Origin of the sequence: Castellaniella sp. GW247-6E4 (assembly GCF_040276065.1) — a bacterium.
Classification (GTDB): Bacteria; Pseudomonadota; Gammaproteobacteria; order Burkholderiales; family Burkholderiaceae_B; genus Castellaniella.
Window position 1 is genome coordinate 288,258 of record NZ_JBELOI010000001.1, and the last position, 16,279, is coordinate 304,536.

At 65.9% G+C, this 16,279-nt stretch carries 17 protein-coding genes; 13 read left to right on the forward strand and 4 right to left on the reverse strand.

The features are described from left to right. Positions 1-22: 22 nt before the first annotated feature. The 10 genes from rpoE to rarD all read left to right on the forward strand — a co-directional run bounded on the left by rpoE (position 23) and on the right by rarD (position 9,782). The gene (gene rpoE, locus ABS761_RS01320) at positions 23-622 is read left to right on the forward strand and encodes an RNA polymerase sigma factor RpoE (RefSeq protein WP_350406137.1); all 600 of its coding nucleotides are present in this window, start codon (positions 23-25) and stop codon (positions 620-622) included. A 9-nt stretch (positions 623-631) separates the two neighbouring features. Next, a complete protein-coding gene (locus ABS761_RS01325; protein WP_350406139.1) occupies positions 632-1,156 on the forward strand; it encodes a sigma-E factor negative regulatory protein in 525 nt (174 codons plus the stop codon). A 38-nt stretch (positions 1,157-1,194) separates the two neighbouring features. After that, complete coding sequence (locus ABS761_RS01330; RefSeq protein ID WP_350406140.1) at positions 1,195-2,217, forward strand: MucB/RseB C-terminal domain-containing protein; 1,023 nt, start codon at positions 1,195-1,197, stop codon at positions 2,215-2,217. A gap of 19 nt (positions 2,218-2,236) precedes the next feature. Beyond that, entirely contained in the window at positions 2,237-3,709 is a 1,473-nt protein-coding gene (locus tag ABS761_RS01335; RefSeq protein ID WP_350406141.1) for a Do family serine endopeptidase, read from the forward strand. Between the two features lie 152 nt (positions 3,710-3,861). Beyond that, the gene (gene lepA, locus ABS761_RS01340) at positions 3,862-5,655 is read left to right on the forward strand and encodes a translation elongation factor 4 (protein ID WP_350406142.1); all 1,794 of its coding nucleotides are present in this window, start codon (positions 3,862-3,864) and stop codon (positions 5,653-5,655) included. 35 nt (positions 5,656-5,690) lie between these two features. Then, complete coding sequence (lepB, locus tag ABS761_RS01345; RefSeq protein ID WP_350406143.1) at positions 5,691-6,578, forward strand: signal peptidase I; 888 nt, start codon at positions 5,691-5,693, stop codon at positions 6,576-6,578. Continuing rightward, entirely contained in the window at positions 6,578-7,333 is a 756-nt protein-coding gene (gene rnc, locus ABS761_RS01350; RefSeq protein WP_350406145.1) for a ribonuclease III, read from the forward strand. Before lepB ends, rnc begins: the two co-directional genes overlap by 1 nt. Beyond that, entirely contained in the window at positions 7,330-8,217 is an 888-nt protein-coding gene (era, locus tag ABS761_RS01355) for a GTPase Era (protein ID WP_350406147.1), read from the forward strand. Before rnc ends, era begins: the two co-directional genes overlap by 4 nt. Then, positions 8,210-8,800: a DNA repair protein RecO gene (recO, locus tag ABS761_RS01360; protein WP_350406149.1), complete on the forward strand. Its 591-nt coding sequence runs from the start codon at positions 8,210-8,212 to the stop codon at positions 8,798-8,800. Before era ends, recO begins: the two co-directional genes overlap by 8 nt. A gap of 85 nt (positions 8,801-8,885) precedes the next feature. Continuing rightward, a complete protein-coding gene (gene rarD / locus ABS761_RS01365; RefSeq protein WP_350406151.1) occupies positions 8,886-9,782 on the forward strand; it encodes an EamA family transporter RarD in 897 nt (298 codons plus the stop codon). A gap of 36 nt (positions 9,783-9,818) precedes the next feature. Here the strand turns inward: rarD and ABS761_RS01370 are convergent, their stop codons facing one another. From ABS761_RS01370 to ABS761_RS01380, 3 genes are all read right to left on the reverse strand, one after another. Then, complete coding sequence (locus ABS761_RS01370; protein ID WP_502881356.1) at positions 9,819-10,523, reverse strand: Bax inhibitor-1/YccA family protein; 705 nt, start codon at positions 10,521-10,523, stop codon at positions 9,819-9,821. Positions 10,524-10,641: 118 nt separating this feature from the next. After that, complete coding sequence (locus ABS761_RS01375; RefSeq protein ID WP_350406152.1) at positions 10,642-11,091, reverse strand: DNA polymerase III subunit chi; 450 nt, start codon at positions 11,089-11,091, stop codon at positions 10,642-10,644. A 4-nt stretch (positions 11,092-11,095) separates the two neighbouring features. Then, positions 11,096-12,595, reverse strand: a complete 1,500-nt coding sequence (locus ABS761_RS01380) for a leucyl aminopeptidase (protein WP_350406154.1) — start codon at positions 12,593-12,595, stop codon at positions 11,096-11,098. Between the two features lie 63 nt (positions 12,596-12,658). Between ABS761_RS01380 and lptF the strand changes: the two genes are divergently transcribed. The 3 genes from lptF (at position 12,659) to ABS761_RS01395 (ending at position 15,362) form a co-directional block, all read left to right on the forward strand. Next, entirely contained in the window at positions 12,659-13,765 is a 1,107-nt protein-coding gene (gene lptF / locus ABS761_RS01385) for an LPS export ABC transporter permease LptF (RefSeq protein WP_350406156.1), read from the forward strand. A gap of 123 nt (positions 13,766-13,888) precedes the next feature. Further along, complete coding sequence (locus ABS761_RS01390; RefSeq protein WP_350406158.1) at positions 13,889-14,851, forward strand: CysB family HTH-type transcriptional regulator; 963 nt, start codon at positions 13,889-13,891, stop codon at positions 14,849-14,851. A 142-nt stretch (positions 14,852-14,993) separates the two neighbouring features. Next, entirely contained in the window at positions 14,994-15,362 is a 369-nt protein-coding gene (locus ABS761_RS01395; RefSeq protein WP_350406160.1) for a DUF2325 domain-containing protein, read from the forward strand. Positions 15,363-15,410: 48 nt separating this feature from the next. On the opposite strand, the gene ABS761_RS01400 is transcribed toward ABS761_RS01395, so the two are convergent. After that, on the reverse strand, positions 15,411-16,139 hold the full coding sequence (locus ABS761_RS01400; protein WP_350406161.1) for a C40 family peptidase: 729 nt from the start codon (positions 16,137-16,139) through the stop codon (positions 15,411-15,413). Positions 16,140-16,279 lie beyond the last annotated feature (140 nt).

The following is a 16,279-nucleotide window of genomic DNA, read 5'->3' on the forward strand; positions in this document are numbered from 1 at the left end:
GCGTGCCTCGAGGGGCACAGCCATGAGCGAGCGCGAGGTCGATCTGGACCTGGTCCAGCGTGTACAGCGCGGCGAACGCCGTGCCTTCGACTTGCTGGTCATCAAGTACCAGCGCAAGATCATGCGCCTGCTCTCGCGCATGATCCACAACCCCGCCGATGTCGAGGACGTCGCCCAGGAGGCTTTCATCAAGGCTTATCGGGCGCTGCCCCAGTTTCGCGGCGATAGTGCCTTCTATACCTGGCTCTACCGCATCGCCATCAATACCGCCCGCAACTGGCAGGCCGCCCGTCACCGCCGCCCGAACACCGTCTCCGCCCTGGAAAACGAGGATGGTGAAACTTTTGACCAGATTGACAGCCTAAGTGATCATGGCACGCCGGAATCCATGGTTGCGAGCCGCCAGATCGCCGAAACGGTCAATGACGCGATCGAGGCGTTGCCTGAGGATTTGCGCACGGCGATCGTCCTGCGCGAGATCGAAGGGATGAGCTATGAAGACATCGCCAGCACCATGCAGTGCCCGATCGGGACAGTCAGGTCCCGGATTTTCCGTGCGCGCGAGGCCATTGCGGCCCGCCTGCGCCCGGTCATGGATCACGATGCGGATCGTCGTTGGTAAGGAGCCCCTATGAATACCGTACATTCGACAGATGGCGAATCCGATGCTGCCTGGGAAGCCTCGGTGTCCACCTGGGTCGATGGCGAGGCGGACATCCGTGCGGACGAGCTTGACAGCCCCTACGGCCGCCAAGTCTGGGATACCTATCACTTGATCGGCGACGTGATGCGCAGCCGCGACCTGGCCATTCGGCCTACGGACCGCTTTTATGCGCGGGTGTCGGCCGCGATCGACGCCGAACCGGTCGTGCTGGCACCCGCAGCGGTCCCGCACCGGGGGATGCTCCGGCTGGGCCTCTCGGGCCTGGCGGTGGCGGCCGCCGTCGCCTCGGTGGTATGGATCGCCCGCCCGGCCCTGCTCGGTGCCGACGAGGCACCCTCGCAGAGTGCACCCGTTCTCGCCCAGGCGCAGCCGGCCGCCGTGCCGACCGACGCCGGCGATCCCGGCCTGGCCGACTACATGGCCGCCCATCGGGCAATCGTTGGCGTCGGGCCGGTCCATCAGGTCTCTTTCGATCGGATGGGGACGCCCTGATGCGCGGCGCCGCCGACTCGCGCATACCCGGCCAACGCATGCAACAGGCCCCGGCCCGTCGGATGCGGAGCCTGTTGCATGCGTTGGCCTTCGCCCTGGCGGGCACCCTGGCGGCGCCCGGGCTCCTTCATGCGCAGGCCCGCAAAACCGTGGATCCCGGCGTCGTTTTTCTCCAAAAAATCCAAGAGGCCGCCCGCACCCTGGACTATTCGGGCGTCTATACCTACCAGCAGGGGGCGTCGATGCTGTCCTCGCGCATCGTGCACGTGGTCGATGGCATGGGCGAGCGCGAGCGCCTCGAGACCCTGGACGGCGAGCCGCGCGAGTACCTGCGCCAGGGCAGCGTGAGCCAGACCCTGATCCCCGCCCACAAGCTCATCCTCATCCAGACCTCGCGCAGCGACCATTTCCCCAGCCTGCTGCTGGGCGACGCGGCGAGCATTCCCGCGCACTATGAGTTGCGACAATCGCCCCGGTCCTACCGGGTGGCCGGCCGCGACTGCGCGGTCTCCGAGCTCCTCGCCCGGGACGCCTTGCGCTACAGCTACCGGATCTGCACGGACTTGCAGTCGCATCTGATGCTCAAGGCCCAGACGCTCGACGAGCAGGGGGGGGTCGTCGATCAGGTGGCCTTCGGCAGCCTGCGGATCGGCAAGGAAACCAATACCCGTGAGCTCGATTCGCAGTGGAACACCCGCGATTGGCGGCTCGTCGAGGAAACCATCCAGACAACGGACCTTCCGGCCAGGGGCTGGCGTTTCGCCTATCCCGAGGGTTTCCGGCCTCTGACCCAGATCGTGCGCGTCATCCGCCCCGGCCACCAGGCCGATCAGCTCGTCTTGTCGGACGGATTGGCGGCGATTTCGATTTTCATTGAAACCTTTGACCCGGAACGTGATCAAAACGTCAGGCAGGGCGGTATGAGCCAAGGCGCCATCAACGTCTACCGCAAGCGGGTCGCGACTTTTTGGTTGACCGCGGTGGGCGAGGTGCCGGCTCAGACGGTGCGCGACATCGCGCATGCCGTCGAGTACGTGCCGCGTGCCGCCCATCAGAAATAATGATCTCAAGGAGTCTTCCATGCCATTGAACCCGTCAGACCGCTCAATCCTCAAACGGGCCGTCGCCGGCGCAGCGGCCAGCCTGATCCTGGTCGCCACGGCGCCCCTGGCCGTGGCGCAGGCGCAAACATCCGCCGCGGTTGCGGGCCTGCCGGATTTCACCGGGATCGTCGCCCAGACCGAGGGGTCCGTGGTCAACATCCGCACCACCGAGGCGGTGCCGGCGCGCCGCTCGCCCATGGGGCCGGGCGCCGATCCGTCCGAGCTGTTCCGCTGGTTCTTCGGTCCCGACTTCATGCCCCCGGGCATGCAGCAGCAGCCCCAGCCGCACGGCAAGCAGCGCTCGCCCGCGCCCGCGGAGCGCACCGTGCCGCGCGGCATCGGCTCGGGTTTCATCATTTCCGATGACGGCTATATCCTCACCAACAACCATGTGGTCGACAAGTCCAACGGGATCTTTGTCACGATGACCGATGGCAAAGAGTACAAGGCCAAGGTCATTGGCAAGGACGCGCGTACCGACATCGCCCTCATCAAGATCGATGCCAAGGATCTCAAGCCCCTGCCGATCGGCGACTCCAACATGCTCAAGAAAGGGCAGTGGGTGCTGGCCATCGGCTCGCCCTTCGGCCTGGATTCGACCGTGACCGCCGGGATCGTCAGTGCGATCAACCGCGATACGGGCGACTACCTGCCGTTCATCCAGACCGATGTGGCGGTCAACCCGGGCAATTCGGGGGGGCCGCTGATCAACCTCCAGGGCCAGGTGGTCGGCATCAATTCCCAGATCGTGTCACGCAGCGGCGGCTTCATGGGGATTTCTCTGGCGATTCCGATCGATGAGGTCATGCGCGTGGTCGATCAGCTCAAGGCGCACGGCAAGGTGACCCGCGGGCGCATCGGTGTACAGATCACCGAGGTGGCTGACGACGTGGCCAAGGCTCTGGGCCTGGACAAGGCGCACGGCGCCCTGGTCAGCAACGTCGAGCCCGGCGGCCCGGCGGCCAAGGCGGGGGTCCGCGCCGGCGACGTGATCACCGGCTTCAACGGCCAAAAGATCGAGCACATGAGCGATCTGCCGCGCCTGGTCGGCGGGACCCGTCCCGGCACCGAGGTGGCGGTCCAGGTGTGGCGCAAGGGCAAGGTCGTTGAACTGAAGGCCAAGGTGGCCGAGCTCAGCGACGAGGCGGCCGCGCCACCGGCCGAGGCTGAGGAGTCCGCTGCGAGCACCGACATGCTCGGCCTGAAGATCGGGCCTGTGGCCTCGGGCGACAAGAACGCCCCGGCAGGGGTCGAGGTGCTCGAGTCCGAGGGGCCGGCGGCACAGTCCGGCATCGAGCAGGGGGATATCGTCCTGCGTGTCAACGACGTCGACATCACGAGCCCCGAGCAGTACGCCAAGGTCGTCAAGGGGCTGAACAAGTCGCGCCCGGCGGTGCTGCTGATCCAGCGCGGGGACCAGTCCCAGTGGGTGATTGTCAAGCCGGAATGATCTTGCCCGCTGGAAAAAGCTAAAATACCGGTTTGACGTGAAGGGGGCGCCCCAGGGCGTCCCCCTTTTATGCCCGCCCTCGTGGGCGGCGGGCTCAGCCGGTCTTCGCCCTTTCTTGGGCGGCCGGGATCTTCTGGCATTAGACGGGGTTTATGGACCATATCCGCAACTTTTCCATCATTGCGCACATCGATCACGGCAAATCGACCTTGGCCGATCGCCTGATCCAACGCTGCGGCGGCCTGCAGGACCGCGAGATGGCGGCGCAGGTCTTGGACTCGATGGATATCGAGCGCGAGCGGGGGATCACCATCAAGGCCCAGACCGCTGCGCTGCGCTATGAGGCGGCCGATGGCAAGGTCTATGATCTGAATCTGATCGACACCCCGGGGCACGTGGATTTTTCCTATGAGGTCAGCCGCTCGCTGTCGGCCTGCGAGGGCGCCCTGCTGGTGGTCGACGCCTCCCAGGGGGTCGAGGCCCAGACCGTCGCCAACTGCTATACCGCGATCGAGCTTGGCGTCGAGGTCCTCCCGGTCCTGAACAAGATGGATCTGCCTTCGGCCGATCCAGATGCGGCGGCGGCCGAGATCGAGGATGTCATCGGGATCGACGCCACCGAGGCCATCCCCGCCAGCGCCAAGACCGGCATGGGGGTGAACGAGATTCTCGAGGCCATCGTTCACCGGGTGCCGCCCCCCACCGGCGACCCCGCGGCGCCGTTGCAGGCGCTGATCATCGACTCCTGGTTCGATAATTATGTCGGCGTGGTGATGCTGCTGCGGATCGTCAACGGCGTGCTGCGCCCCAAGGACAAGATCCTGCTCATGGCCACCGGCGCCACCCATTTGTGCGAGCATCTCGGGGTCTTTACGCCCAAGTCACAGCCGCGCGACGCTTTGTCGGCCGGCCAGGTGGGTTTCCTGATCGCCGGCATCAAAGAGCTCGAGCATGCCAAGGTGGGGGATACCATCACCCTGGCCGGCAAGCCCGCGCCGCAGGCGCTGCCCGGCTTCAAAGAGGTCAAGCCCCAGGTGTTCGCGGGGGTGTATCCGGTCGAGTCCAGCGAATACGATCAGTTGCGTGACTCCCTGGAAAAACTGAAGCTCAACGACTCCTCGCTGATGTTCGAGCCCGAGGTGTCCCAGGCCCTGGGGTTCGGCTTTCGCTGCGGATTCCTGGGGCTGCTGCACATGGACATCGTGCAAGAGCGCCTCGAGCGCGAGTTCGATATGGACATCATCACCACCGCGCCCTCGGTGGTCTATGAGGTCCTGGATCGCGATGGCAACCTGCTGATGGTCGACAGTCCGGCGCGCATGCCCGAGGTCGGTCACATCCAGGAAATCCGTGAGCCCGTCATGACGGTGACCCTGTTCATGCCGCAGGAGTACGTCGGGCCGGTCATGTCGCTGTGCACCGCCAAACGCGGCATACAGCTCAACATGAGCTACCATGGCCGCCAGGTGCATCTCAGCTACGAAATTCCGCTCGCCGAGATCGTCCTGGATTTCTTCGATCGCCTGAAGTCCGTGTCGCGCGGCTACGCCTCGATGGACTACGAGTTCAAGGAATACCGGGTCGCCGACGTGGTGCGCGTGGACCTGCTCATCAACGGCGACCGCGTCGATGCCCTGTCCATGATCGTGCATCGGGCCAATGCCCGATACCGGGGCCGCGAGGTGGTGTCGCGCATGCGCGGGCTGATTCCGCGCCAGATGTTCGACATCGCCATCCAGGCGGCCATCGGCGCCGAGGTGGTGGCGCGCGAGAACGTCAAGGCCTTGCGCAAGAACGTCCTGGCCAAATGCTATGGCGGCGACATCTCGCGCAAAAAGAAGCTCCTCGAAAAGCAGAAGGCCGGCAAGAAGCGCATGAAGCAGGTCGGCAACGTCGAGATCCCGCAGGAAGCCTTCCTGGCCGTGCTGCAGGTCGAGGACAAATGAACCGAATCGTGACCATTGGACCTTGAGGAAACCGGATGAGCTGGGATTTCGCCCTGATCTTGTTTGTGGCGCTGGTGTTGACCGGGATCGTCTGGTGCCTGGACGTCTTTCGCCTGCGCGCCCGCCGGACCGCGCGCGCCGAGCAGGCCGCTGAAGCCTGCCGAAACAACTCGGCGGGCCTGGACGAGGCCGCCTTGCGGGAGGCTTGCGCGCGGGCCTACGAGCGCGCGGCGCGCCCGCCCTGGTGGGTCGAGTACGGGGTCAGCTTCTTTCCGGTGGTCTTGTTCGTCTTCGTCCTGCGCTCGTTCGTGGTCGAACCGTTCCGGATTCCGTCGGGCTCAATGCTGCCCACCCTCGAGAGCGGCGATCTGATCCTGGTGAACAAGTTTCAATACGGCATCCGTCTGCCGGTGATTGATCGCAAGGTGATCGACATCGGGACGCCCGAGCGCGGCGATGTGGTGGTGTTCCGCTATCCGGTGGACCCCGCCGTGGACTACATCAAGCGGGTCGTGGGCCTGCCGGGCGACGTGATCGAGTATCGCAACAAGGTCCTGACGATCAATGGCCAGGAGGTGCCGCGCGCGCGCGATGGGGATTATTATGAGCCTGATCGGGCGGTCTACGTGGGGCAGTACCGCGAGCAGCTCGGACAGGCTTCGCATCGGATTCTGCTCAACGAGAATGCCCGCCAGGACCTGATGCCGATCCTGCGGTTTCCGGGCTATGACCAATGCGTGTACGCAGGCGGCGGCGTGCGCTGCACCGTGCCCCAGGGCCACTACTTCATGATGGGGGACAACCGGGACAATAGTCTGGACAGCCGTTACTGGGGCTTCGTGCCGGACGCCAACATCGTCGGCCGGGCGTTTTTCATCTGGATGAACTTCGGCTCTCCGAGCCGGATAGGTGGATTCGATTGATGGCTACCCTGTCGTCCCTGCAGTCCGCCCTGGGGCATGTCTTTCGCGACCCGGGCCTGCTCGAGCAGGCGCTGACCCATCGCAGCCATGGTGCGCCGCATAATGAACGCCTCGAGTTCCTGGGCGATTCGGTGCTGAATTTCGTGGTCACGACCCTGCTGTTCGGGGAACATGCCGAGATGGACGAGGGCGATTTGTCGCGGGTGCGCGCCAACCTGGTCAAGCAGGCGGCGCTGGCGGACATCGCGCAAAAACTCACGCTCTCAGAGCACCTGCGCCTGGGCGAGGGCGAGCTCAAGAGCGGTGGCTTTCGCCGACCATCGATTCTGGCCGACGCCCTCGAGGCGATTTTCGGCGCCGTGTACGTCGACGGCGGCTATGCGGCCGTGCGCCAGGTGATCGAGCGCCTCTACCGGCCCATCCTCAGCCACATCGACATCCGCACCTTTGGCAAGGATCCCAAGACTCTGCTGCAGGAAATCGTACAGGGGCGCGGCCTGGACTTGCCGCATTACGAAATCCTGGCCACGCGGGGCGCCGCGCACAGCCAGGTGTTTGACGTCGAGTGCCGGATCGACCGGCTGGACGTGCGCGTCACCGCCTCGGGCAGCAGCCGCCGCGCGGCCGAGCAGCTCGCCGCCAGCCAGGCGATCGACGCCATCGAGGCGTTGGGGCCGGTCCGCAAGGCCGCCCGTCGCGGCCGCAAGCCCGCGCAGCTCAGCCTGCCGGTGGCGGTCGCCCAGGAGAAAAAATGAGCGCGCCGGGCCGCTGCGGCTTCGTGGCGATCGTGGGGCGGCCCAACGTGGGCAAGTCCACTCTCGCCAATGCCATGATCGGCACCAAGATCTCCATCGTATCGCGCAAGGCCCAAACCACGCGCCACCGCATCCACGGCGTGCTGACCCGGGGGGCGGACCAGTTTGTATTCGTCGATACGCCGGGCTTCCAGACCCGGCACGGCGGCGCGATGAACCGCATGATGAACCGCGTGGTCACCCAGGCGCTGGCCGAGGTCGATGTGGTCGTGCATGTGGTCGAGGCCGGCAAGTGGTCCTCGGGCGATGCCCAGCTGCTGCCGCTGCTGCCGACGTCGCGCCCGGTGATCCTCGCCGTCAACAAGGTCGATGCGCTGCGGGACAAAAATGCGATGTTCGCGTACGTCTCGCGCATCACCGCCCAGTTTCCCTATGCGGCCGTGGTGCCGGTCAGCGCCTTGCGCGATGTCCAGCTCGGCATCCTGCTCGACGAGATCGCGGCGCGGCTGCCCGAGGGCGAGCACCTGTTCGAGGCCGACACCCTGACCGACCGCCCGGTGCGCTTCATCGCCGCCGAATTGATCCGGGAAAAGATCTTCCGCCTCGTGGGTGACGAGCTGCCCTATGGCTGCACCGTCGTGATCGAGCAGTGGGAGGAAAATGAGGAGGGCGCGCGCATCGCCGCCTGCGTGGTCATCGAGCGTCAGAGCCATCGGCCCATCCTGCTGGGCGCCGGCGGCCTGCACATGAAGCGCATCGCCACCGAGGCGCGCCAGGACATCGTCGAGCTGTTGGGCAAGCCCGTCTTTTTGGACGTATACATCAAGGTCCGCAAAGGCTGGTCGGACCGCGAGGCGGCGCTGCGCGAACTGGGCTATGAGTAGGCGCGGCCAGCGGGTGCAGGACGCGCGCGGCTACGTCCTGCATGCCAGTGCTTGGCGCGAGACCTCGCTGATCGTCCAGGGCTTCACGCGCGAGCACGGCTGCGTGGCCCTGGTGGCCAAGGGCGCCAAACGGCCTTATTCGGTCTTGCGGCCGATCCTGGCGACCTTCCAGCCGCTGTCCCTGTCCTGGAGCGGTGCGGCCGAGGTGCGCACGCTGGTGCGGGCGGAGTCCTGCGGCGTGCGACTGCTCGATGGGCGCGCCATGATGTCGGGCTGGTACATGAACGAACTGATCTTGCGGCTGCTGGCGCGCGAGGATCCGCATCCGGGCGTCTTCGACGCCTACGAGGCGGCCCTGGACGAGTTGGCGGATCCGCGCCGGCGCCCGCCCGCCGGGGCGCTGCGCCGTTTCGAGTGGCTGCTGCTCGACGAGACGGGGTATGGCCAGGAGGGCGAGCCGCCCGACTTCGAGGACGATGGCGGCGAGCCGATGCTGCGACGGCGCTTGCGCGAACGGCTGGACGCCTTACTCGAGACCCCGCTGCGCACCCGTAAGGTCCTGATGGACCTGCAGCGCTACTAGGGTGCGAATGAGCCAAGCGGCACACCAACCGCCGAATGGCGAGACAAGCTGGCGCCCGCGGCGCCGTTGAAAGGAAGAACGGCCCATGAAGCAGGGTGTCGCCATGTCGATCGGCGCGTCGGTGCTGTTTGCCAGCATGTACTTCTACGTGACCCTGATGCGACCCTACGACGGGGACATCATCTTTGCCTGGCGTGTCCTGCTGGGCCTGCCCGCCCTGGCCCTCATGGTGTTGCGGGCACGGGCCTGGGGCGAGGTCCGCGCCGTCGGCCGGCGCATGCGCAAACCCGGGTTTCTCGCACTGTCGGTCCTGAGCGCCGCCTTGCTGGCCGTGCAGCTCTGGCTGTTCGTGTGGGCGCCGCTGCATGGCATGGGCCTGGACGTTTCGATGGGATACTTTCTGCTGCCGCTGATGATGGTGGTGGCGGGCCGGCTGTTCTATCGCGAGCGGCTCAGCGGTCCGCAGAGCTGGGCGGTCGGCCTGGCCGCGATGGGGGTGGCGCACGAGCTTTTCCGGGTGGGGGCGGTGTCTTGGGCGACCGCCGTGGTGATCCTCGGTTATCCGCCGTATTTCATGCTGCGCCGCCGCCTTGGGGTCGGTTCCCTGGTCGCCCTGTGGTATGACATGTTGTTCCTGCTGCCGGTGGCTCTGCTGGTCCTGCAGATACAGGGCCAGGAGGCCCTGAGTGCCTTCCTGGAGCATCCCCGCCTGTTTTTCCTGGTCCCGATGCTCGGTCTGCTCAGCTCGGCGGCGCTGGCCATGTACTTTGCTTCGAGCCGCATGCTGCCCTTGTCGCTGTTCGGGCTGCTTGGCTACATCGAGCCGGTGCTGCTGTTCTGGGTGGCGTTCCTCGTCCTGGGTGAGCCTGTGACGGCCTCCCAATGGCTGACCTATGTGCCGATCTGGGTGGCGATCAGCCTGGTGGGTTTCGAGGGCCTGCAAAAATGGCGGGCCGAAGCCCGCCAGGTCCGTACGCCGTAGTTCGGGCACCGCCCCCTGGGGGGGCCGCCCGTGGGGTCACTCGCGATCGCCGCCGAAGATGCCCAGCAGCATCAGCAGGTTGGCGAAGATATTGTACAAATCCAGGTAGACGGCGAGGGTGGCGCTGACGTAGTTGGTCTCGCCGCCCTGGACGATGCGCTGCAGGTCGACCAGCAGGAAGACCGAGAAAATCCCGACCGCCAGCACCGACACCGTCAGCATCAGCGCCGGGATCTGCAGGAAGATATTGGCCAGCGAGGCCAGGATCAGCAGGACCACGCCGATGAAGAGGAATTTCTGCAGGTGGGTGAAGTCACGCTTGGTGGTGGCGGCGACGCTGGACATGACGCCAAAGACCGCCGCCGTGCCGCCGAAGGCCAGCATGACCAGTTGCGAGCCGTTGCCCATGCCCAGCACGTGTCCGAGCAGGCGTGAGAGCATCAGGCCCATGAAGAACGTGAACCCCAGCAGTAGGGCCACGCCCAGCGAGGAGTTCTTGTTGCGCTCGATCAGGAACATCAGGCCGAAGGCGCCCACCAGGAAGATGATGGTGCTGGTGCCGGGGCTGGCAGCCATGAATTGGTTGACCCCGGAGGTGAGGCCGAGGGCCGCCCCCAGTACGGTGGGGATGAGCGACAGGGCCAGCAGCCAATAGGTGTTGCGTAGGACGCGGTTGCGCGCCGCGGCCCCGGCCGGGTACATCCCCTCGCGGGGCAGGCTGGACGGGTGGAAGTCGGACATGTCGGGTTTCCTCTGATGCGGTTGGGCCCATCGTCGATCGGGGCCGGGATGTAAATCATCTTACAACAAGCTGAATCATCGAGTCCATGCTTGTTTTCAGGGGTTTCATGGGCTTGGACTATGCGCCGGCGCCAGGGTTCCCGACGGCGAGGTCGTGGGCGCGCAACTCGTGCCCTTCGGCCTTGTAGGCCAGCCAGCGGCGACGGGCGGCGGCGATGTCGGCCTCGTGGCCCGAGACGATCTCGAGGACGCGCTCGAAGCGTCCGGCCCCGGGCGGGCATTCCAGGTCGAGGTTGAGCAGCCAGCCGTCGTGGACGGCCTCATCCAGGGCCTCGGGGCCGGCCGCCAGCAGCACGGCGGCCTCGGCGGCCAGGGGATCGCCGACCGGCGCATGCGTGACGAAGCTGGCCGGCTCGAAAGACCAGAGCAGGGCGTCGAACCGCCGCATGCGGCGCGCATCCGTGCAATAGACCAGCAGGCGCCGGCCCGCCTGCGCGTGCCGCTCGGCGGTCTGGCAGGCCATGCGCAGGCGGTCCTCGGCGCCGAATGCGAAGTCGATGCGGCTCATGGCCCTAGCGGCTGCCGGCCTGGCCCAGCAGGTACTGCACCAGCAGGGGCACCGGGCGGCCGGTGGCGCCCTTGGCCTTGCCCTCGTTCCAGGCGGTGCCGGCGATGTCCAGGTGAGCCCAGGGGTATTTGCCTGTGAATCGCGACAGGAAGCATGCCGCCGTGACCGAGCCGGCGGCGCGTCCGCCGATATTGGCCATGTCCGCGAAATTGGACTTGAGCTGATCCTGGTAGGCGTCCTCGAGGGGCATGCGCCAGGCGGGGTCGAGCGCGCCGCGCCCGGCGGCCAGCAGCGCCTGGGCGAGCGCCTCGTCCTGCGTGAATAGGCCACTGTTGACGTGTCCCAGGGCGATCACGCAGGCGCCGGTCAGCGTGGCGATGTCGATGACCGCGGCGGGCTTGAAGCGCTCGGCATAGGTCAGGGCGTCGCACAGGATCAGGCGGCCCTCGGCGTCGGTGTTGAGGATCTCGATGGTCTGGCCGGACATGCTGGTGACGATGTCGCCGGGCTTGTTGGCCGTGCCGCTGGGCAGGTTTTCGCACGAGGGCACGATGCCGACGACCTCGCGCGGCAGGTCGAGTTCGGCGATCGCCCGCATGGTGCCCAGGACGCTGGCGGCCCCGCACATGTCGAATTTCATTTCATCCATGGCCTGGCCGGGTTTGAGCGAGATGCCGCCCGAGTCGAACGTGATGCCCTTGCCGACCAGGACGATGGGGGCCGCCTTGCCCGAGGGCCGGACGCTGGGGGTGTGCCGCAGGACGATAAAGGCCGGTGGCTCGGCCGAGCCACGCGCCACCGAGAGAAAGGAGCCCATTTTCAAGGCCTCGATCTTGCGGCGGTCGAGGACCTCGGCCTTGAGGGTCTTGAACTGCCGAGCCAGGTCGCGTGCCGTCTTGCCCAGGTAGGTGGGGGTGCAGACGTTGGGCGGCAGATCGCCGAGGGTGCGCGCGAGGTTCATGCCCGCGCTGATGGCGCCGCCCTGGCGCAGCCCCTCGCGCGCCTGGGCCGTCTGGCCACGTCCGACGTGCAGTGCGAAGCTGCGCAGCTTGGGCGCGGGCCGGCGCTTGCTGAAAGTCGCGTCATAGCGGTAGACGGCTGTGCCGGCGGCGCGGGCGGCGGTGCGCGCGCGATCGGTCAGCGAAGCGTCGGCGCAGGCGATGGCAGCCAGGGTCGAGACCGCGCCGGTCACGCCGGCGCGCGCGCAGTAGGCGGCCAGGGCCGCCTCGGCGCGCGCGTGGGCTGAGGCTTTGTAATGGTCCTGAGGGCCGAGCCCGAGTAAAATGACACGCTTGGCGGCGATGCCCACAGGGGCATGGATCGGCAGGCAAGAACCCGGCACCGCGTCGAATTCTGTTTTGATGATGGTGCGCAGGGCGCCCGAGGCAGCCTGATCGAGGGCATCGGCCGCCTCGCTAAGGACGCCGTCCTGGAATACACCCACCGCCAGCGCGGGGGTCTTCAGAGTGTGTAATGAAGCATGGGTCAGTGTGCTAAATTCCATTCGTTTTTTCCTCGATGGGTTTCGTGCATTCCTGGGTAGATAGTCCATTATTCCGCATTTTCCATGTCATTGTTCAAGCGCTCCGTTTTTTCCGAGATCACCAGCCATGCAGGCATCGTGTTCTCGACCCTGCTGGTCGTCTGGCTGAGCGTGCTGCTGGTGCGCCTGCTGGGCGAGGCGGCCAATGGCGACATCGGGGCCAACGTCGTGCTGGGGCTGGCGGCGTTCTCGAGCATCACCGCCTTGCCGGTGATTCTATCGGTGGCCCTGTTCGTGGCCGTGCTGACCACGGTGACGCGCAATTACCGTGAATCCGAGATGGTGGTGTGGTTCGCCAGCGGCCTGTCGCTCGCCCAGTGGGTGCGGCCGGTGATGCGTTTCGCCCTGCCGGTGGCGGCGCTGGTGGCGACGTTGTCGCTGGCGGCCTCTCCCTGGGCATACAGCCAGATCGCCGAGTATCGCCAGCGCTTCGAGCAGCGCTCGGACCTGTCCAAGGTCACCGCCGGCCAGTTCATCGAGACCGAGGGCGGCGCGCGGGTCTTTTTCGCCGAGCCGCCGGCCCGGGACGGCGATGAGTTGGGGCGCGTGATCGCGCGCGTCATCGAGCCCGAATGGCTCAGCATCGTGACCGCCGACAGCGCGTCCATCCGCAGCGAGCCCAATGGCGACCGGTTTCTGGTGCTGGGGCCGGGCCATCGTTATGATCTCAAGCCCGGCACGCCCGAGCTGCGGCTGCTGGATTTCGACCGCTATGGGGTCCGCATCGAGAGCCGCGGCGATGCCAACTCGCTCGAGGCGGCGCGCCAGGCGGCGCTGCAGGAAATCAAGGCGCGCCCGACGTCGATGCTGGTGGCCAGCAGCGATGCCGAATCCCTGTCCCAGCTCATGTGGCGCCTGGCCCTGCCGTTGGCGGTCCTGAACCTGGCCCTGATCGCCATTCCCCTCGGGGCGGTCAACCCGCGCCTGGGGCGCTCGGGCGATCTCCTGATCGCCGGCCTGGTGGCCCTGCTGTATATGAACCTGATCAATCTGTCGCGCGGCTGGATTGCCCGTGGGCAGTTGAGCTTTGGCCTGGGGGTCTGGCTGGTGCATGTGCTGTTTTTCGTTCTAGCGGCCGGGCTGTTCTGGCACCGTTTGCGCGTCCGCAGGCCCCGCAAGGCGCCGGCCTGATGCCGGAGGTGATCCAGCCGCACCCTCCGGTTCTTCGGTAGCTCGCCCTAAGTAAATAACTAAAAGTAATAATTGAATGATTCCTTATTCAATATAATAGTTATTCTACCTAGGGCCGTTTTCATGAATCTCCAGCAATTCCGTTTCGTGCGCGAAACCATCCGGCGCAGCTTCAATCTTACCGAGGCGGCGCGTGCCCTCTACACCTCGCAGCCCGGGGTGTCCAAGGCGATCATCGAGTTCGAGGACGAACTGGGGATCAAGATTTTCGAGCGCCATGGCAAGCGCCTCAAGGGCCTGACCAAGCCCGGGCAGGTCGTGGCGGTCATCATTGACCGCATCATGCGCGAGGTCGACAACCTCAAGAAAGTCAGCGACGAGTTCGCGCGGCGCGACGAGGGCGCCCTGGTGATCGCCTGTACCCATACGCAGGCCCGCTACCTGCTGCCGCGCGTGATCCCCGCGTTTCGGGAGCAATTCCCCAAGGTCCACGTTTCGCTCGCCGAGGGCAATCCAGAGCACCTGGCGCAGCTCGTGCTGCACGAGAAGGCCGATGTGGCGATCGCCACGGAAACCCTGGCCCAGACCCCGGGCCTGGTCACGTTGCCCGTCTACACCTGGGAGCACACCCTGGTGGTGCTGCCCGACCATCCCCTGGCCGAGCTGACCTCCAGCGCGGCGCGCAGCCTGTCGCTCGAGCACCTGTCGCGCTATCCCATCGTGACGTACGATCGGGCATTCTCGGGGCGCCGTGCGATCGACGCGGCCTTTGAGCACGCCGGCCTGGTGCCCGACATCGTGCTCGAGGCGATCGACGCCGACGTGGTCAAGACCTACGCGGACATCGGCCTGGGCATCGGCATCATTGCGGGCGTGGCCTTCGATCCGCGCCGTGACAAGACTCTGGTCGGACTGCCCGCCGGGCACTTGTTCGGCCAGCACACCACCTCGGTGGCGATCAAGCGCGGCGTGTTCCTGCGGGACTATGTGTATGTGCTGCTCGAGATGCTTGCCGCCGACCTGACCCGCGAGGTGGTCGACAAGGCCGTCGAGCGCAGCGGCGAGCCGCCGCGCGCCGCCGCCTGAGAGGCGCTGCGGGCGGGCGCGCCGCCTGTCGAGTTTGGTTGCAAATCCAGGCCGAGTCTAGGGTTTTTTCCAGGGTTAAAGAATTGCTTTTGATAATAGGAATGATTATCATTAATAATTCATAACCTCGCAGGAACTTCCTATGGCGCAGCAACCCGTCAGTGCCCTGGTCGTTGGTGCGGATCGGCTGGGCAACATCCCCGATCTGCTCAGAGACCACAACATCGCCATCCGCCACCACATCAGCGGCCGCGATCCTTCCCACCAAAAGAAAACGCCGCAATTGCCGTCGGGAACCCAGTTGGTGATCCTGCTCACGGACTTCCTGGGCCACAACGTGATGAAAGCCTTTCGGGCAGCGGCGCAGCGCGCCGGCATCCAGGTGATGGCCTGCCGCCGCTCGGTATGCAGCGTCAAGCAGGCGTTGGATCAGTGCGGTTATTGTCAGGCATGTCCGCTGCGCGAGGAGGCGGCGGCATCCAGGGCGGGCCGCGTCCACGCCGTGGTGTGACGCTCGCGAGGGGGGATCCGCCTGGCGTCGCGCCGCGAGGCGTGACAATCAGCGGGCGGCTTTCTTGACGATTTTCCGTTGCGGCTTTTGGGCGGCCGCACGCTGGGTGGGCTTGGACGTCTCGGCGGCCGCGGTCCGGATTTCGGATCCGATGCGGCGCGCGCCGTTGTAGCGCTTGCGCCAGTAGGCGATGTCCATGCTTTCGACGCGGACCTTGGCGCCTGAGCGGGGCGCATGGACGAATTTATGATCACCCAGGTAGATGCCCACGTGCGAATAGCGGTGTCCGCGGGTGTTGAAGAACACCAGGTCGCCGCGCCGCAGCTCGTCACGATCGACCGAGATGCCCTCGCGGGCCATTTCGCGGGCGCTGCGGGGGAGCTTGAGGCCCAGGGATTTCTCGGCGGCATAGGCCACCAGCCCGCTGCAGTCGAAGCCCTCGCCCGGCGTGTCGCCGCCGTAGCGGTACTTGACCCCAAGGAACTTCATGGCCGTCGAGACGATCGTCTTGGGGGACGAGGACGAGCCGTAGTTCAGGGAATCGGCGCGATTGATTGCCAGGTCGCCATCGGTGCTCAGCCATGCCCCTAGAGGGTCGGCTTGGGTCTGGATGAGGTAGGCGTCGCGCAGCAGGTGTGAAGAGGAGGCGTCGGCGGTCTGTTTTGTTTGGGTCGCGCAACCGGCAAGGGCCAGGGCCGCGGCGCACAAGAAGAGTTTGGACAGTCGGGTGAAGGCGCGTGACAGACCGGAATGTGGTGGAGAATGTGGCGGTGGCATGGCTTGTTTTTTTGGGAGGGGCAAAGAATCGCCAATCGGGCGAGTTTAGCCAATCCGGGCGCTTGGGTAAAGTCGAGGAGGGGGGTTTCGGGAGGGTCCGCCCAGCTTGCGGCTGTAGTAGCATGTAGTCCGATCAAAAA